Annotated in this window: 15 protein-coding genes and 2 tRNA genes; 10 read left to right on the forward strand and 7 right to left on the reverse strand. The window is 26.6% G+C overall.

Annotated features, from left to right (window positions below):
* Window positions 1–2: 2 nt before the first annotated feature.
* Complete coding sequence (arcC, locus tag EXC38_RS00195; protein ID WP_129694405.1) at window positions 3–938, forward strand: carbamate kinase; 936 nt, start codon at window positions 3–5, stop codon at window positions 936–938.
* 51 nt (window positions 939–989) lie between these two features.
* On the opposite strand, the gene rlmB is transcribed toward arcC, so the two are convergent.
* Together rlmB and cysS are read right to left on the reverse strand one after the other, a co-directional pair.
* Complete coding sequence (rlmB, locus tag EXC38_RS00200) at window positions 990–1685, reverse strand: 23S rRNA (guanosine(2251)-2'-O)-methyltransferase RlmB (protein WP_129694406.1); 696 nt, start codon at window positions 1683–1685, stop codon at window positions 990–992.
* Window positions 1685–2893 (reverse strand): cysteine--tRNA ligase, encoded by a 1209-nt coding sequence (gene cysS / locus EXC38_RS00205; RefSeq protein ID WP_129694407.1) that lies wholly within the window; start codon window positions 2891–2893, stop codon window positions 1685–1687. The genes rlmB and cysS overlap by 1 nt, the downstream gene beginning before the upstream one ends.
* Window positions 2894–2943: 50 nt before the next feature.
* Here cysS and argS point away from each other — a divergent pair, with 50 nt between their 5' ends.
* Entirely contained in the window at window positions 2944–4569 is a 1626-nt protein-coding gene (gene argS / locus EXC38_RS00210) for an arginine--tRNA ligase (RefSeq protein WP_129694408.1), read from the forward strand.
* Between the two features lie 84 nt (window positions 4570–4653).
* Here the strand turns inward: argS and EXC38_RS00215 are convergent.
* The 4 genes from EXC38_RS00215 to rpoE all read right to left on the reverse strand — a co-directional run bounded on the left by EXC38_RS00215 (window position 4654) and on the right by rpoE (window position 7337).
* A tRNA-Ser gene (locus EXC38_RS00215) sits at window positions 4654–4747 on the reverse strand.
* An 81-nt stretch (window positions 4748–4828) separates the two neighbouring features.
* Window positions 4829–6175, reverse strand: a complete 1347-nt coding sequence (locus tag EXC38_RS00220; protein ID WP_129694409.1) for a thermonuclease family protein — start codon at window positions 6173–6175, stop codon at window positions 4829–4831.
* A 16-nt stretch (window positions 6176–6191) separates the two neighbouring features.
* Entirely contained in the window at window positions 6192–7034 is an 843-nt protein-coding gene (locus EXC38_RS00225; RefSeq protein WP_129694410.1) for a class II fructose-bisphosphate aldolase, read from the reverse strand.
* Window positions 7035–7067: 33 nt separating this feature from the next.
* Window positions 7068–7337, reverse strand: a complete 270-nt coding sequence (gene rpoE / locus EXC38_RS00230; RefSeq protein WP_129694411.1) for a DNA-directed RNA polymerase subunit delta — start codon at window positions 7335–7337, stop codon at window positions 7068–7070.
* A 372-nt stretch (window positions 7338–7709) separates the two neighbouring features.
* On the opposite strand from rpoE, the gene arcA reads away from it, so the two are divergent.
* The 3 genes from arcA to tsf all read left to right on the forward strand — a co-directional run bounded on the left by arcA (window position 7710) and on the right by tsf (window position 11198).
* Window positions 7710–8942: an arginine deiminase gene (gene arcA / locus EXC38_RS00235; protein ID WP_004416214.1), complete on the forward strand. Its 1233-nt coding sequence runs from the start codon at window positions 7710–7712 to the stop codon at window positions 8940–8942.
* 493 nt (window positions 8943–9435) lie between these two features.
* The gene (gene rpsB / locus EXC38_RS00240; RefSeq protein ID WP_004416211.1) at window positions 9436–10293 is read left to right on the forward strand and encodes a 30S ribosomal protein S2; all 858 of its coding nucleotides are present in this window, start codon (window positions 9436–9438) and stop codon (window positions 10291–10293) included.
* Window positions 10294–10319: 26 nt separating this feature from the next.
* A complete protein-coding gene (tsf, locus tag EXC38_RS00245) occupies window positions 10320–11198 on the forward strand; it encodes a translation elongation factor Ts (RefSeq protein WP_060823465.1) in 879 nt (292 codons plus the stop codon).
* Between the two features lie 47 nt (window positions 11199–11245).
* On the opposite strand, the gene EXC38_RS00250 is transcribed toward tsf, so the two are convergent.
* The gene (locus tag EXC38_RS00250; RefSeq protein ID WP_004416140.1) at window positions 11246–11731 is read right to left on the reverse strand and encodes a dUTP diphosphatase; all 486 of its coding nucleotides are present in this window, start codon (window positions 11729–11731) and stop codon (window positions 11246–11248) included.
* Window positions 11732–11858: 127 nt separating this feature from the next.
* On the opposite strand from EXC38_RS00250, the gene EXC38_RS00255 reads away from it, so the two are divergent.
* The 5 genes from EXC38_RS00255 to EXC38_RS00270 all read left to right on the forward strand — a co-directional run bounded on the left by EXC38_RS00255 (window position 11859) and on the right by EXC38_RS00270 (window position 19499).
* Window positions 11859–11943, forward strand: a tRNA-Leu gene (locus tag EXC38_RS00255).
* Window positions 11944–12054: 111 nt separating this feature from the next.
* Window positions 12055–12888: a hypothetical protein gene (locus EXC38_RS00260; protein ID WP_129694412.1), complete on the forward strand. Its 834-nt coding sequence runs from the start codon at window positions 12055–12057 to the stop codon at window positions 12886–12888.
* Window positions 12889–13139: 251 nt separating this feature from the next.
* Window positions 13140–16403: a coiled-coil domain-containing protein gene (locus tag EXC38_RS00265; RefSeq protein WP_129694413.1), complete on the forward strand. Its 3264-nt coding sequence runs from the start codon at window positions 13140–13142 to the stop codon at window positions 16401–16403.
* 129 nt (window positions 16404–16532) lie between these two features.
* The gene (locus EXC38_RS03450) at window positions 16533–16703 is read left to right on the forward strand and encodes a hypothetical protein (protein WP_165056839.1); all 171 of its coding nucleotides are present in this window, start codon (window positions 16533–16535) and stop codon (window positions 16701–16703) included.
* Between the two features lie 672 nt (window positions 16704–17375).
* Window positions 17376–19499 (forward strand): P68 family surface lipoprotein, encoded by a 2124-nt coding sequence (locus EXC38_RS00270; RefSeq protein ID WP_129694414.1) that lies wholly within the window; start codon window positions 17376–17378, stop codon window positions 19497–19499.
* The last annotated feature ends 52 nt before the right edge of the window (window positions 19500–19551 follow it).

The raw sequence follows: 19551 nt of genomic DNA on the forward strand, positions 1-19551 counted from the left end.
TTATGAGTAGAATTGTTATTGCTTTAGGCGGAAACGCTTTAGGAAACAACCCAGCAGAACAAAAAGAACTAGTTAAAATTCCTGCCAAAAAAATCGCAGAACTAGTTAAAGCTGGACACGAAGTTATTGTTGGCCACGGTAACGGACCACAAGTTGGTATGATCTTTAACGGCTTTGTAAGTGCTGCTTCAGTTAACCCTAAATCACCATTAGTTCCTTTACCAGAAGCTGGTGCTATGTCACAAGGATATATTGGTTACCACATGGTAAATGCTATTACTAATTCATTCAAAGAGGAAGGAATTGAAGAAAAAGAAGTTTTATATCTTTTAACACAAACTTTAGTAGATCCTAAAGACCCTGCTTTCTTAAACCCAACTAAACCTATTGGTCCATTCTTCCCTTCAAGAGAAGAAGCAGAAGTTGCTAACCCAAATAGTGTTATTGTTGAAGATGCTGGACGTGGATTTAGAAAAGTTGTTGCTTCTCCAAAACCAATCAACTTTGTTGGTATTAACCAAATGAAAAATGCTATTAACTCAGGTGCTACAGTTATCGTTGGTGGTGGTGGTGGTATCCCTACTGTTAAAGATGAAAATGGATTCATCAATGGTGTTGATGGTGTTATCGACAAAGACTTTGCTTTAGCTAAAATGGCTGCTTTAACAAACGCTGATTACTTCATCGTTTTAACAGCAGTTGATTATGTTAAAGTAAACTTTGGAAAACCAGATCAAAAAGATCTAAAACACGCAACAAAAGCTGAATTAGAAAAATACATTGAAGAAAAACAATTTGCTCCAGGAAGCATGTTACCAAAAGTACAAGCTGCTATTAAATTCGTTGAAGAAGGCGGAAAAGCTGCTTTCATCGGAGATTTAAAAGATTTAGAAGACATTATTGCCGAAAAAATAGGTACAAAAGTTACTTTAAATTAATTTTAAATTTATATATATAAAAAGTCGGGATTTCTAATCCCGGCTATTTTATTATTTATTTTTTTGATTGAAAATTTCATACAAGCATACTGCTGTTGCAACTGAAACATTTAGCGATTGAACGGCTTCACTATCTTGTTTAATGTAAATTATTTCATCAGCGTGTTTTAATAAAGTTTTAGAAACTCCTGATCCTTCATTACCCATAATTAAGGCAACAGGAAAACTGAAATTAGTTTTAGAAATAATTTTTGCCTTGTCATTTAAAGCGGTTGCATAAATTCAAAAACCGTTTTTTTTCAAAAATTCAATAAATTCAAATAAACTTGTTACTTTAATAATTTTTACATTTTTAAATCCGCCAGATGATGTTTTTAAAACAGTTGGGGTAACATCAACACTTCGATCTTTTGGGATAATAATATGTTTAATTCCAAAGACATTAGAAGATCTTATAATTGCTCCAAAATTTTGTGGATCTTGTATATGATCTAAAATTAATACAGTTTCAGGTTTATCTTTCAAAATTGTATGAATATCATGATAATTAAAAGGTGCGATTTCAGCAATATAGCCCTGATGGTTTCCATTTGTTATTTTATTCATTTCATTCATTGAAAGATAAGTGATATTTTTAAATTTAATTGACTTATTTTCTAAACCTTTTAGCAAATAGATTCTTATAATTGGAAAATTATTTTCTAAAGCTTCTAAGACAGAATTTTTACCATAAATAAAATTTTTCATTAAATTAAATTTTGTTCCTTTAATATTTTTCTAATTTCATCAGCTTTTTCATATTCTTTGGATTCAACGTATTTCTTTCATTCCAAATATTTATCTTTCATTTCTTGTGAAACTTTTAAATCAGGAAATTGAAAACCTAATAATTTCATAATTTGAATTAAAGTTGTAAAATTTTCTTCTTTCTTTGAAAGTTCCATTATTTCTTTAAAAACAAAAGAAAAGTTTAAATCAGCAGCTCCTTTAATTACTTCATTAACTCTTTTAATGTCATATAGTTCGAAATTAATGTTTTTTAATTGAACAGTATTGTTAATAAATTTAAACTTATTAATAGTTTTTTGTAAAGAATCAAAAATTTCGTCAGTTAAATTAATTGGTTTAGTGTAGTTTGTTGTTAGTATCAAAAGTTTATATGTATCTGGGTCGTACTTTTTAATAAAGTCATGTGGAAAAATCAAATTACCAATTGATTTTGACATTTTTTGATTTTTGTAGTTAAGTGTTCCAAAGTGTATTCAACCGTTAGAAATTGGTTTTTGATAAATAGAATAATGTTGAATATTTTCATTTTCATGGTGTGGAAAAATTAAATCAATTCCACCTCCATGAATATCAATTGTTTCACCATTGAAATATTTATCAATAAAACAACTACATTCAGTATGTCAACCTGGCCGCCCTAAACCAAAAGGACTATCGTATTTAATTCCTCTTTCAGTTTCTTTTCATAAGGCAAAATCTTGAACATTCTTTTTGTTAAGTTCATTATTTTCTTCATTAATTAAGTTTTCTAATTTTTGATTACTTACTGAACCATAAATTTCTTTAAATTTTAAAACATCAAAAAAGACATTACCGCCAACTTGATAAGCTGCTTTTTTGTCAATCATTTTTTGAATATAATCATACATATCTTGTAAAGAATCTGTTACTCTAACTATCTTATTAGGTTTTTCTAAGTTAAAGATTTCAAATAAATTTAAATAATATTCTTCGTATTTTTTTGCTATTTCATTTTCAGTTTTATTCTCTTCAATTGCTTTATTGATAATTTTGTCATCAATATCAGTAATGTTATTTAAATAAAAAATTTGCTCTCCTAAATATCTTTGAGCACGAATCATAATATCAAAAGTTACTGTAGGTCTTAGATTGCCAATATGTGGATAATTATAAACAGTTGGACCGCATAAATAATATTTTTTCATAAAGAACATTATATAAGAAAAAGGGTAAATTTATTATATAATAATAAAATATGAAAACGGCAAAAGAAATTATTATAAGCTCGATTAATGAAGCTTTAGACAAATTAAAAATAAACAAAACAGTAGTATTGACAGAGGCAAAAAACTACGGAGATTATTCTACAAACATTGCATTAACATTGCAAAAAGAATTAAGAAAAAAAGCAACTGAAATTGCTCAAGAAATTGTAAAAAATATTGATTTAAATAAGTATAAACAAATTAGTGAAATCCAAGTTGCTGAACCTGGATTTATTAACTTTTGAGTATCTAATTCAGTTTTAGCTGATACTGTTAATTTAATTAATGAATTAGGTTCTGAATATGGAAGTTTTTCAAAAGAAAATAAAGGAAAAATAAATGTAGAATTTGTTTCAGCAAACCCTACAGGATATTTGCATATTGGTCATGCAAGAAATGCAGCAATTGGAGCAACATTATGTAATATTTTAGAAAAAGCCGGCCATAAAGTAGTTAGGGAATATTTAGTTAACGACTACGGAAATCAAATGAATAAATTAGCAATTTCAATTTTTGCAAGATATCAACAAATTTTTGATCCTTCATATGAATTACCTGAAGACGCATACCGTGGTGGAGATAATATCATATTTGCGCAATCATTTTATGAACAATACAAAGATAAATATAAAGGTGTTGAATATACAAAAGAAATCGAATTGATCTTTAGAGAATTTGGTAGAGAAATTGCATTAAAAAATATTGAGGAAGATTTAAAAAACTTTGGAGTTTGATTTGATTTGTATACATCAGAAAAAGTTCAATATGAAAAAGATTTAGTTTGACCAGCAATTAGAAGATTAAAAACCACTTATGTTAAAGATGGTGCAACATGATTGCAAACAACAAAAGGTGGAAAAGACGATAAGGATAGAGTTATTATTAAAAGAAATGGTGAATCAACTTATTTATGTGCAGATATTGCTTACCATGAACAAAAATTTAGACAATTAGAAGATCCTGAAAAAGGTAAAATTATTGATATTTGAGGAGCTGACCACTCGGGTTATGTTGAACGGGTAAAATTTGCTTTTGAGGATTTAGGATATCGTAGAGATCAATTAGAAATTATTTTATTCCAATTAATTAGAGTTATGAAAGATGGCAAAGAAATCAAGATGTCTAAACGTCTTGGAACATCTTTAACATTAAGAGAATTAATGGATGAAGTTGGAAAAGATGCAATTAGATTTTTCCTAATTGAAAGATCATATAATTCAAAAATTGATTTTGATATTAAAAAAGTTACAAGCACTGACGAAACAAACTCAATGTACATTATCAAATATGCACATGCTCGTTGTGTTCAATTATTACAAAAATTTAATTATGAAAATCCTAAAGCATTCGAATTAAATGATGAGTTTTCACAAAAAATAGTTTCAGAATTGAAAGAATATCCAGATTTAATTGCAACTATGGCTAAAACATATAAAGTTAATTTATTACCTCCATATTTACTAAAATTAGCCGGAGCATTTAATTCATTTTATTCAAATGTTAAAGTTATCGATTCACCAAATGAAGAAAGTTATGTAGCTTTAGTTAAGGCAGTAAAAACAGTTTTAGCAGATGCAATGAAGTTGATGGATTTAGATATTCCTGAAAAAATGTAATTTAATAATAAAAAAACAGCCCTAATATTTTTTGGAGCTGTTTTTTAATTCAATTTTATAATTTAAAAAAATGTATAAAAAAAATGGCGGGTAAGAGAGGATTTGAACCTCCGCGGGTGCTTTATACACCCCTACAGTCTTAGCAGGACCGCCTCTTCGACCACTTGAGTACTTACCCATACCTTAATTAAGCAATGTAAATTATATACTAATATCATGAAAAAAATAAGAAATAAAAGATAAGAAACCTAAAATTTTCTTATCTTTTGCCTTTTGGAGGATATATTTCTTCAATCTTATCGCCTCAAATTCCTATTTTCTTTTCTCTAGCTTGTCTTTCACTTTTCTTAATTCAATGATAATAATTTTCATTTTTAGTGTAATACTTGCTTTTTGAATTTAAGTTAATATATTCTACTTTACTATGACCATTTTTAATTAATTCATTATTAAGGCAAATAAATTTACCATTTGATTTTTCAATAATAATTATTGCGACGATTCTTCCGTATGGATCAAAGAAAAATCTTCCTTCATCAGTATTTTTTTCACTAATTGTAGTTTGAGGAATAACTCAAATTCTTTTCGCTTCTTCAAGATTAGATATAGTGAATTTTTTTGCTAACGTACCATACTTATATTGTTTACCATTTGTTGGCTGGAAGTCCCCATTATTATCTTTAAATCATGTTTCAGGTGTGTCGATTCCTGAAAATCTAAATTTATTTTCTTCATTACTTAAAATACTATTGAATTTTGCTGTATCTCCGTCATTAACATCTACCAATTTAACTTCAGTAGCAAGACCTTCTTGGAATCTATTTGAAAAATTATATTCTTTATCATTAACAACAATAGATTTATTTGTAATTTTTATTTCTTTATTGTTATCTTCTGGCTCAGGTATTGGTTGAGGTTCAGGCTCTGGCTCTGGTTGTGGTTGCGGACTTGGTTCTATTTTATATATTTGATCAAGATCTTCATTATTTATTGTGTTATCAGGGTTAAATAAGAAACCATATTTCAATTTAAGAATTGCAATTTTTCAATTATCTCAGTTAGGAATCTTCTTATTAATTAAAGATCTAACCTTTTTATTTAAAACAATAAATCTTTTTACAACGTTATCAAATTCTTCTACGCTAAAAATTCGTTTTTTAGTTAAAACATCACGTATGTCTAAAAAATCAGGTGTTATTTTATGTATTTCACTTTTTTCCAAAAAGCCTTCCATATTAACAACAAAATGAAATAATTCATAAATTACTTTTAATTTTTCTTCTGGCTTTTTAAGACCTTCTGGCAATTTATCAAGTAAAACTGGCGAATTTTGTGTAAATTCCAATAAAGATAAAAGATTCTTAATATAGTATTTAGATCTTTGGTTTAAAAAATCCTTAGGTGAACTTTCGATTACAGCTTTTGCATAAGAATAAAGCGCATTATCAATAATATTTGGATTTTCCTTATCCAAACTTTTTATTTTTTCTTGAATTTCTTTTATTTCATTTTCTTCTTTATTGCTACATGAAATTAAGGCAATAGCAGATAGTGGAACAAATGATGTAGCCAATCCTGATAGTATTAGTTTAGTTCTTTTCTTCATAAATTTTTCCTCGTAATTAAAATTTATTTAACAGCTCTTTTGCTTTGTTATATAGAGCTTCATTTGCTTTTTTATATAGCTTTCTTGGATTATAATTTTTGTCTTCCATAATATTATTATTAATAATAAATTCATTTATCGCTCTTGCATTTTCAATTTGAAGTTCGGTATTGATATTTATCTTAGTAATGCCACAAGATATACATTTCCTTATATCTTCTTCACTTATACCTGATCCACCATGCAAAACTAGAGGCATTTTAACGGCATCATTAATTTCTTTTAACAAATTAAAATTAATTCCTTTTCAATCGCTCGGATATTCACCATGGATATTGCCAATTCCAATTGCGAGCATATCAATACCAATTTCCTTAAAAGCAACAGCTTCACTAATTTTAGTGTAAACAACTTCGCAAACTATTTTATCTTCAATACCACCAATTCTTCCGGTTTCACATTCTAAAGATACATTTTTTTCTTTACATAATTGCAACACTTTTTTTGATAATTCTAGATTCTTTTCAAAAGGCATTTTGCTGCCGTCAAACATAAGTGAAGTGAAGTTAGCTTCAAGTGCTTTAAGACAATCTTCATAACTTCCGTGATCTAAATGTAAACAGACATCGGTAGTAATATTTAAATCTTTGATTAATGAAGTAACTACTGCATAACAAACATTATAGCCGCCAAAATATTTAGCGGCTGAAGGGCTAACTCCTAAAATGATAGGTTTATTAGAATCATTTGCAGCAAGTAAAACTTGTTTAGTTCATTCTAAATTATTTATATTGATGTGAAAAACAACTTTTTTATTTTCGTAGGCCTTTTTTAAAATTTCTTTAGCACTAACTAACATAAAAAAATAAAAAAACTAGTCAGTAAAAAAAGACTAGTTTTTAAAATCAGGTCTTATTGTTGTTCAAGTACCATCAATATTGTGAAAGAATCTACCGTCGACTGTTAATAAACGGTAGAACTCGCCACGTTTTCTTAATAATATTTGTTCATCAGAAACATTTTCATCATTTTCGTTTCTTCATCTTTCAAATAATACTTGTTGAATTGAGTTAAATAATGTATAGAAGTCTAAATTTTGTTTTTCTTGTAAAATTTCTTCAGCGACATCAAGTAATGTTTTGTATTGTTCTTTTTCAGCCATAATCCCTCTTTATATAATGAATTAGTGATTTTTATTTATTATATTATATCTGTATATTATAACTATAAAAACTAATATTTAATAATTATAAAATAAATTAGCGAAAATATAGTTTGTAATTTTTGAAAAATATAAATTTCAACTAATAATTAGGTAAAAAATAATTTAAGAATAGAAAAAAAGAAAAATAATAATTTTTAAAAATAACAAAAAACACATTTTTTCTTTTAAAAATAGGACTAAAAGTAGAAAAAATAAAAAAATAGTATAATATAATAGTATAATATAACTGTATAAATTAAGCGATTTATCTAAATAAGGAACTAGCTTATTTATACATAAATAACATCATTTATTTGAAAGGAAAACCCAATGTCTGTATTTGACAGTAAATTTAAAGGAATTCACGTTTATTCAGAAATTGGTGAATTAGAATCAGTTCTAGTTCACGAACCAGGACGCGAAATTGACTATATTACACCAGCTAGACTAGATGAATTATTATTCTCAGCTATCTTAGAAAGCCACGATGCTAGAAAAGAACACAAACAATTCGTAGCAGAATTAAAAGCAAACGACATCAATGTTGTTGAATTAATTGATTTAGTTGCTGAAACATATGATTTAGCATCACAAGAAGCTAAAGACAAATTAATCGAAGAATTTTTAGAAGACTCAGAACCAGTTCTATCAGAAGAACACAAAGTAGTTGTAAGAAACTTCTTAAAAGCTAAAAAAACATCAAGAGAATTAGTAGAAATCATGATGGCAGGGATCACAAAATACGATTTAGGTATCGAAGCAGATCACGAATTAATCGTTGACCCAATGCCAAACCTATACTTCACACGTGACCCATTTGCATCAGTAGGTAATGGTGTAACAATCCACTACATGCGTTACAAAGTTAGACAACGTGAAACATTATTCTCAAGATTTGTATTCTCAAATCACCCTAAACTAATTAACACTCCATGATACTACGACCCTTCACTAAAATTATCAATCGAAGGTGGGGACGTATTTATCTACAACAATGACACATTAGTAGTTGGTGTTTCTGAAAGAACTGACTTACAAACAGTTACTTTATTAGCTAAAAACATTGTTGCTAATAAAGAATGTGAATTCAAACGTATTGTTGCAATTAACGTTCCAAAATGAACAAACTTAATGCACTTAGACACATGACTAACAATGTTAGACAAGGACAAATTCCTATACTCACCAATCGCTAATGACGTATTTAAATTCTGAGATTATGACTTAGTAAACGGTGGAGCAGAACCACAACCAGTTGAAAACGGATTACCTCTAGAAGGATTATTACAATCAATCATTAACAAAAAACCAGTTTTAATTCCTATCGCAGGTGAAGGTGCTTCACAAATGGAAATCGAAAGAGAAACACACTTCGATGGTACAAACTACTTAGCAATTAGACCAGGTGTTGTAATTGGTTACTCACGTAACGAAAAAACAAACGCTGCTCTAGAAGCTGCAGGCATTAAAGTTCTTCCATTCCACGGTAACCAATTATCATTAGGTATGGGTAACGCTCGTTGTATGTCAATGCCTTTATCACGTAAAGATGTTAAGTGATAGTAAATTACTATAAAATTATTTAATTTTATATATTAAAAATCTCCAGCACTTGCTGGGGATATTTTTTAATATTATTTCAAAAAATAATAATGTATGTAAAATAATAAATAAAAGGAAAATGTATGGAAAATAAAAAAGTTAAATTATATAATGAACATCAAAAGTTTTTTCAAATTATTTGGTCCAAATTTTGGGGTTCATTATAAAATATATTATATTTCCTGTTTAAATGGAATATGGATTAATAAAGTTAATAAATGATTATTTTTATGATATAAAAAATTCTAAAGAACAGTCTTCTAAAAAATAAAATTATGTTAAAATATTAGAGTACTTTTTATATATAAAAAAGTATCGATAAATTATTCAATTAAAATTAATTTATCAAACACTATTATGGATTCAATTGCATGTGCCAATAAAAAAAATGGTGTTAATTGTTAGAAATAATAGGAAGCTAAAAAACAAACAATTTTATAACAAAGGAAAAAATATGTCAGAACAAAAACAAGTTGAACAAAAAACAACAGTTTCAACAGAACCAGTTATTGTTTCAAGAGAAAAATTATTAGAAGCTGGAACATACTTTGGACACAGAGTTAGCCGTTGAAACCCAAAAATGAAACAATACATTTATGGAAAAAGAGCTGGTATTCATATTATTGATATTGCTAAAACTCAAAAAACATTAGAATATGCTTACAAACTACTAAATAAAATGGCTCAAAAACCAATTTCATTTATTTGAGTAGGTACAAAAAAACAAGCTAAATCAGCTATTGAAGCAGCAGCATCAAGAACAAACTCAGTTTATGTTTCAGAACGTTGATTAGGTGGAACTTTAACAAACTCACAAACAATTTTTAAAAGTGTTAAAGAATTGGAAAGATTAGAAGAACTACAAAAAAATGGTTACAAAGGTTACACCAAAAAAGAAGGTCTTTTAAATGACAAGAAAATTGCTAAGCTACAAAAGAACTTAGGTGGTATTAGAAAATTAGCTAACAAAGCTCAAATGCCTCAAGTTATGATCGTTGCATCTCCAATTGAAGATGAAATAGCTATTAGAGAAGCAAAAAGAAAAGGATTAAAAGTTTTTGCTATTCACGATACAAACTCAAATCCAGATTTAGTTGATTTTGTAATCCCAGCAAATGATGATTCAGCAAAATCATTAACTTTAATTATTACCATCTTAGCAGATGCTATTGCTGCCGCTAGAGGTGAAGCACAATTATTCGCTTATAAATCAAACGAAGAAATTGTTTTACCAGAAGACCCAAGATCAGCTGAAACAAAAGAAAGAAAATTTAGTAGACCAGTTGAATCAAAAACACAAGAAAATAAATAAAGTTATCTAAAAAAAAGAGGTAAATTATGTCAGTAGATTTAAATAAAATTAAAGAATTAAGAGAAAGAACAAACTTAGGCTTCCTAGATGTTAAAAAAGCTTTAGAAGCTAATGATAACGATGTGGAAAAATCAATCGATTGATTACAAGAAAAAGGAATTTTAAAGGCTGCTAAAAAAGCTGGAAGAATTGCTGCTGAAGGTATTGTAAGAGCATTAGTTAAAGATAACGTAGCTGTTATTTTCGAACTTAATTCTGAAACAGACTTTGTTTCAAAAAACGAATTATTTATCGAACTTGCAAATAAAATTGGTGAAGCTTTATTTTCTAATGATTTTTCAACAAATGAAGAATTATTAGCTATTAAAATTGATGGTATTTCAATCGAAGATCATACAAGTTTATTAACAGCAAAAATTGGTGAAAAAATCACTTTAAGAAGAGCATTAAAATATGTTGCTAAAGAAGGCGAAATTGTTGCGGCATATACACACGCAAATAATAGAGTAGCAACAATTATCATTGGTGAAGGTTCAAACCAAGAAGCATTAAGAAATATTTCAATGCATATTACTGCTTTAAACCCATCACATTTATTTGAATCATGCTTATGTGAAGTTGAATTAAAAGAAATTCACGACAGATTAGATGCTTCTCCAGCATTAGCAAATAAACCAGAAAAAATTCAACAATCAATTAAAGCTGGTTTATTAAGAAAAGAATTAAACGAAAAAGGTGTTTTACTATACCAACCATTTGTAATGGATGACAGCAAAACTGTAGCGCAATACTTAGAAGATTCAAAATTAAAATTAATTAATGCTAAAAGATTTGAAGTTGGCGAAGGAATCGAAAAAAAGACTGTTGACTTCGCAGCTGAAGTTGCTGAACAAATGGCAAAATAAGAATAATTTAAATAAAAATTAACCTCTTTTTATTTGGGGTTAATTTTTTAATATTTATTTTCTATTCTTTCGTAATTTTTCTTGTTTTTTTCGCGATATGAATTAATAATATCTTCTTCATTAATATTAACAAGTTTTCCAAGACCAAGATATGCTTCATAGGCTTTTAATGCACTTGTTTGATTCTTTTGTGTTAATAGTCTAGTAAATAGTTTATATGTATATGCTAATTGAAGGCTAAAATTTTTATGCTTAATAAAAGGGTTTAAATTTGGTTCTACACCTAAAGGATAAGAGATACTAGTAATAAAATGTATTCCATCTGCAAATTCTTCTAACATTTTAGTTCAATTTATTCTTTTATCTTTTTTTCAATATTTAAATGCCTTAACTTCATTAGCAAACTCCCCAAGTTCAACTAATAAAGCAATAACAATTTTAGTGTTAAAATATCTTTCGTCTTTCTTTGAAATATTGTCTGAAAAAGCTTTATCTAATTTTTTTTGTGATTCAAAAATTTCTTTTAAATTCATAGTTTAAAAATTATAATCCATTAATAATAATAAAATTAAGATTTATATTATTTTTTTAATATCTTATTTTTTGTAAAAAAATATAAGTTTATTAATAATAATTTATAATATTAATGCTATTTTAAAAGCTCCAGTGGCGAAATGGTAGACGCAGTTGACTCAAAATCAACCGGTTAAGAGCCGTGCTGGTTCAAGTCCAGTCTGGAGCACCATATAATTACAAAATAAATTACCGATTTACTTATCATGAAAGATACTTATTTAATATAAGTATTTTTTTATTATAATTATTGTGTTAAATAATTTCATAATTAAGGAATAAAATGAATAACAAAAAACAAGAATTAAAAAAGATTAAAAAACATGAATTACATTCAAGTTGGCATCTAATTTTATTACTTTCAGTAATTACAATGGTGTGATTTTTAATCACTTATATGGTAGCTATTTTTGAAAACAAATATTCATCAGACAGTGGATTTAAACTTTTTAATGATATTACTATTAGTATCTTAGCCGGTTTAATTTCTGGAATTTTAACAATATTATTGGCTTTTGTCTTTTTAGATTTATTAAAAAGATTCTATATCAAGGACTATTTTCATTACTATTCATATATTAATTCATTACGAAATAAATCCAAGTTTGTTTTCTTTAAAGATAGTAAAATACCAAGTGAACGTTATAAGAAAACTAAAGAAACAAAACAAATGACAAAAAGCACTTTTATCAACTTAGTTGCCGATATTTTAGGTTATACATTAGTTTCACCTCAATATAAAAATTTAATAAATGAAATTGACAGCGATTTTGCAATGCACTCATTTATTACACCTAATTTTAATAGTCAAAGAAAATTTGCAATTACAAGAATCGTATTTTTAGATATACTATTTCCTTTAATTGTATCTTCGATTATTATTGCCGTTATTGTCATTTTATATAAAAAGCAAGATGAAAATGTTCCAATTTCTGCAATCACAAGAATATTAATAATATTATTAGCAAACATTTTTTCACTTTCATTTTCTATTACAATTTATGAATTTTACATTTTAAATAAAGTAAAAGACTATAACAGTTTTAATGATTTTTACTTACTTTCATTTAATAATTTTGAATTTAAATATTTAAATTCTTCATTAATAAAAAGATAAAAACCACCAATGCTATTACCACGCTTTGTGGTTTTTTTTATTAAAAAAGTTCCAATTTTCATTTTTTATCCAAAAAACGTCTTATTTTAAGTTAAAAAAAAGACATTTTTTGCACTTTTGCCAAAACTCCTTAATAAAACTTCTTTTTTTTTTTTTTTTAATTTTAATAGGTTAAAATTAGGTGGCAATATTTTTGAAAAAAATATATTTTGCAAAATACAACATACAAGCACATAACTTGAGAGGTAAAATTGAAAAAATCAAGAAAATTAGTAATTGGTTTAACATTCTTAACAGCAGCAGCTGCAGCAACGCTAGTTACCACAGTTGTTGGAATTTTGAAAAACAAAAATTTACCCCCAGAAAATAAGTTAGAACTTTCAAAAAAGAAATTTGGGGAAAAAGTAAATGAGACTAAGGAACTATTAGATAAACTATTAGATCCTAAATATAAAGATATTAGAAAAAACTTACAAGATGCACTAGATGAAACAAATAAAAATATAACTAAAGATAGCAAAGCAGAAGATTATGATAAACAAATAGAAAATTTAAGCAAAGCTATTGAAGAAATTAAAAAAGATAAACAACAAATTGACATTAATGATGGTTCTTTAGATAAATCAAAAAAAGAATATGAAGAAGCTAAAAAATCCGCAGAAGATTTAGCATCTAAATTAACAGATGATAAATATAAGACTGTTAAAGATAAATTAGACAAAGCTATTGTTGATGCAACAAAAAATATCAATGAAAATAGTTCAAAAGAAGATTACAAACTAGCAACTGAAAAATTAAATAAAGCAATTGAAGTTGCTAATAATGAAAAAACCACGATAGATAATTCAAATGAAACTTTAGAAGATGCAATTAATAACTTTAATAATAAACTTACTGAAGCAACAAATTCAGCTCGAGAATTATATGATCCTGAATTTATTTTAGAATGACAGGAATTACAAAAACGTATTGATGAAATTGAAGATGAAGTTGTAAACGCTTCGGAAGAAGATAAAAAATCAAAAGAACTTTATCAAACAGGAACTGCCAAGTTAAATGAAGTTATTGCAAAAGCAAAATATTTAAAACTACAAAGAGAATTTGAATATCGAGAATTTGATAAATTATTAGAAAAACTAAATGATTTAATTGCAAAAGTTGATAATAAGCCATACTTAACAAATTTAAAAACTAAACTTGAAAATTATAAAGCTAATAATTTTAGTGATAAAAAGAAATTAGAGTATACTAGATTACCTATTTCTGAATTAAAAAATAAAATTTGAATACTAAAAGAAGCTGTTAATAGTTGAGAATCTCGTGTTAATGGATTATTGCCTTATGTTGCTTCATATGAAGATAAACATAATGAAGCAGCTCGCTTTGCTCATGAATTAAAAAAACCTGAATATAGTCATATTAAAGGTACATTAGAACAAAAAATTTCTGAAGCACTTGATTTAGTTATAAATAACCAAACTAAAGCTAAAGAATCATTCCAAAATGCAATTCAAATCTTAAATGATGCTATTTCATTAGCAAAAAAAGATATAGAAATTAAAGACCGTGAATTAGTTGAATTAGAAATTGCAAAAAATGCATATAAAGCTAAAAAGACAAAAGTAGAAAAGCTTATTGAAGAATTAAATACTGATCGTATATACCTAAATGCAGAATTCAAATTTAAAGAATTATCAGATAATTTATCTGAACTATTAAACAACATTAATTCTGGACTAAATGATTTTTCAACCAAAACTGATTATGAAAATGCAACAACTAGTTTGGAAAATGCTATTCAAAAAGCTAAAAAAGCAATGCGTGAATTCAAAAACCAAAGATGAAACTTAGATGAAGCTAAAGATGTTTATAAATCACAATTGAAAAAAGCTGAAGATTTATCAAACGAACTTAATAAACCTGAATATGAAGAAGTTAAAGCAGAATTAGATCAAAAGATTAATGAAATTAAAAACGGTATAACTGATACATCAGATAAGGAAGATTACCAAGATGCTACTTGAAAATTAGAAGATTTAGTTGAAGAAATAAAAGAAAAAGCTGAATCTATAAAAAATCAATTAGACAAATTAGGAACTGCTAGAGATCTTTATGAACAAAAATTAAATCAAATATTGCAATATAAAGATCAAATTGCTAGTGATTTAAAATACTCTTTTCTTTCTATTCAATTAGAAAATGAAATTAATAGAATTAAAACTTCTACTGATTTAGAAAATATTTCATCTCTAGAAAAAGGGGCTGATGATTTAGCAATTTTGTTAGATAAAGCATCCTATGAAGTTGCAACTAGAGATAATTTATGACAACAATTATTAAATGAAAAAGCTTTATTAGACACATTAAAACAAAATGTTGAAGGTAAAGATCATTTAAATAGTTTAAAAGATAAAATTAATACTAAATTTAATGAACTATTTCCTAATAACGAATTAACAAACCACGGACTAGCTAACAATCATGATTTAACAATAACTGTTATTGAACTTGCTGATAGTTTAAAGCAATTTAAAGAAGAATTTGATTTATTAGAAGCTAAACAAAATTATTTAAAACAACTTAGTTTAGTTAATGAAAAATTATCTGAAATAGAAAAATCAGTTAATAAAGAACATTATAAAGAATCTAAGGATAAATTAGTTTCAGTCAAAGAATCAGCAGATGCAATAGCATCTGGTAATACTAAAATTTCTTATGACATAGCAACACAAGAATTAAGTAGAGTATTAGCAGAAGTGATAGAAAAAATTAAAGCCATAGATCAAGAATTAAGTTCACCGGAAGGAATGGAAAGACTTTATTGAGCTAAATTAAAAGAAGCTAAAAATTATGCTGATGGTGATTTAAATTCTGATCAAGAAATTTATAGTAATGAAAAAGATCAATTAAAACAAGCAATACAAGCAATTGAAAATGAAGTAACTACTACTCCTGTAGAAGATCAAAAAAAAGAGGGATTTTTTCAAGATAAAATTGATAAATTAAATAAAGCTCTTGATCAAGCAAAAGAAACAAAACAAGAAAAAGATATAAGTTTATCTGAATTTGACGAATTAGCTTTAAGAGCAAACGAATTGGATAAGCGTATTGACGATTCAAAATATTATTCATATTATAAAAATGAATTTAAATGATCAATTATTGATGATTTTCAACCACGAAGTAGAAAAAAATTTTCTTCACTAGCACAAGACGCAAGAAAACAAAAAATCGATTCCTTGAGAAATAAAGTAATTTATCATGAAGAAACTTTAGAACGTGTTTTACCTTTGATTAGTAAATATTTAGACTTAAAGAAAGAAGCAGAAGCATTTCTCCAAGAATTAAGTAAAAATGTAATTTACAACGATATTAAAATTGCATTAGAAAAACAAATTTTTAATAGTGAAGAGGAAATTAAAAATAGTAGATACATTGATTATGGTGTTCAAATTCCAATTTTAGAAGAAGCATTAGAATTATCTAAACAAGCTAAAAAAGCTAAAGATATTTAGTTAGCAGAACTTGCAAAAGCTAAATCTGCTAATTTAGGTTTAAAAGTTGATGAAGCAAAAAATATATATGAAGAAATAAAACAAAATGCTAAAAATTATATTAAAGAACAACTTAGCCAACCTAAATATTTGCAAATAAAAAACGAATTACAAAGTAAAATTGAGAAAATAGAAGCTGAAGTAATTTCTTCACCAGCTACCAAGGAATTATTTGATCAAAAAGATGCGGAATTAAATCAATTATTATATAATGCCCAAAATGAAAAGGAAGCAAAAGATGCCCAGGAATCAGGGAATTAATCTACTGTTAGACAAACAATACAAAGATAATTTAATAAAAGTTAAAGATTTTTAAACAAGAATTTAAATAAATTTTTATATTATATAGTATTTAAAAAAGTTTTAAATGCCAAATTTTAGAAACTCAAGAAGTATTTAGAAAATAACAAAAGATGACAAATTAATGATGATAATCTAGATGTTGAAATTTAAATAATCAAAACATAACTATAAAAAAGTTAAAATGATTATCAAAGCATATTAAACTCATAATTATTAATTAAAAAAAGAAAAGTCAAGTTTTAAAAAACAACGACTTTACTTTTTTATTATATTTAGTACAAAAAATGTTTAAAAATTATAATAAACTCCAAAAGCTTTTCCAAATTACTTGGTCCAACTTTTGGGGTTCATTATAAAATGCTGTAGGTTTTTTCTTATTTTCTTTTCGTTTTAAGAATATTTTATACTAATAATCATCTATAAAATAAAAAGTGCAAAACAAATCTTTTTATTTTAAATAAAATAATTTTATATTTTATAGTTAAAAATATAATACAATTATTATTGTGAATTACAAAATCAAAACTCATATTTCACAACTACACAACAGAATTAGAACACTAATTCTTGTTGTGTTTTTTATTTAATTAAAAAATATTTGTAAAATTTTTTAACTTAGAAAGGAACAAAATGAAAAAGAGTAACAAAATCCTACTTTCAATTAGTGGTTTTTCAGCTGTATCTCTTCCGTTAGTAGCAGTTTCATGTGGTGGATCTGCAAGATTCGATCAAACCGATGATGGAAAATTAAAAATTGCTACAGGTTTTTCAGAAAATAATGACCAGGGTGTTGCTTTGAAAGCTATAATTGGCGCTTATAATGATTGATTAAATGCCGGTACTTCAGAAGAGCAATTAGAAAAAATTAATAAAGGTTATTTACCAATTGAAATTCATTTCCAACCAAATGGATATAGTACTGGAACTTTAACAACAAAATTAGGTGCTAAAGAACAATCTGATTTCTGAAACATTATGGTTAACTACCCGACAGCAGCTTCTATATTAGCTCAAAATGATATGAATTTATCTTTATCTAATGAAACTTATGAAAGTTTAGATATTGCTCCAGCATTTAAAAATGTTAACGATGAAATTGGTGGAAACTTAGAAAAAAAAGAAAAATGAGTTGTTCCATTCTCACGTTCTTCAGAAATGCAATCTGTTAATAAAGTTCTTTTAGGAAAATTATTAAAAGAATTAAAAGAAATTCAAGGTGTAAAATTTGGAACAGACGAAAAAACCAAAAAAATAAAAGAATATATCGACTATTATACAAAGGTTTCTGTTGAGGGTAAAGATGGCAAATATGTTGATACAGAATGAGAAAAAAGCAAGGCTTCAAACTTAGAAGCAGCAAAAAAAGCGATAGTTGCTATGGATTTAACATTAGAAGATGAAATGTTTTATCAATATGACAAGTTAATTAAATTTGCAATAGCAGCAAAAAAACTATATCCAAATGATTTATCAAAACCAATTATTGGTATCGACTCACTAGCATCTGTTGTTAACGTTATGAATGCAGCAATTTCTAAAGGTGTTAAAGCTGATCAATACATAAATCCTTCTTCACAACATGAACTTACAGGTGGATATGATTATGAATCATTTAAACAATCTGGAACTAAACAAAATACTTTATTAAAAGAAATTTTAAGTGTTGTTTATAAAGGAATTGAAACAGGTGCTGTTTGAATCGGTGGTGGCGGAGCATATGGTTCTAACCTATTAACCAAACATAACATGGCAATTAGTATTGGTTCAACCGCAGGTTATGACTTTACATACATTAAAGACTCAACACAAACAACAAACTATATTATTGATCCGCAAAACACAATTCAATCTCCATATGAATTAAAGGCTAAGAGCAAAACAGATAATGATGGTGTTTCTTTATTAATAAAATCTGGTAAATATGAAAATAAAATTTTCTCAAGAAATTTACCAGAGGGTGTTAAACCAGGAAAATATGACAAACAATTTAAATCTTCCGAAGCAGAAAATAAGGTTAATGATGCATTTAATAAACATCAAAATTGAAAATTAATTGATGCTGATTTTGATGGTACAAACATAATTCTTTCTAAAGATAAAAAGATTAAATTATCTGATGATCAAAAATCTAAAGTAGTTGCCTTAGGTGAAATTTTTGCAAATGATAGTAAAAAATACACCTTCATTTCAAACGACCTAGTAAAAGAAGAAAAATTAACATCAGAAAAACTTTTAAATAAAGAAGATGCTGATTGAATTAGTACTCCATTAGTAAAAAGTTCAGCAGATAAAAAATCAGTATTTATTCAAGGACCTTCATTAGTTTTAATTCATGCTAATGACAGAGAAGATAAAGCAACCAAATTATTTGTTGAATGAGTATTTAAACACAATATTCCTTCATTACAAATTAAAAACAAAGGTAAAACTCAAAACTTTACTAATACAAAAGCTATTGATGCATTCAACCTATTTGGTAACTATATTTCACCAACAGGAACATATTTTAAACAAACAACTGATGATTTAAAAGATAAACTAAATCCTTCTCTTCTAATTGCATTTGATAACTTTAAGAAAATTCAAACAGATCCAGAAAATTATCAAGCAGCAGAAGATGTGTCATCTTCATCTTCAGATAAATTAAGAGATGCTATTGGTGCTGCTGGTAGATTCTTAACAGGACAAGTATCAAGTAAAAAACCAGTTAAATTTGATGATTTCTTAAATAAAATTATTAATTTATTTATATAGTATTAAAAAAAATGACACAAACAAAATCTTGATTTTTGTGTTGTTTTTTAAC

The sequence above is a fragment of the Mycoplasmopsis arginini genome (assembly GCF_900660725.1).
GTDB classification, from domain to species: Bacteria; Bacillota_I; Bacilli_A; order Mycoplasmatales; family Metamycoplasmataceae; genus Metamycoplasma; species Metamycoplasma arginini.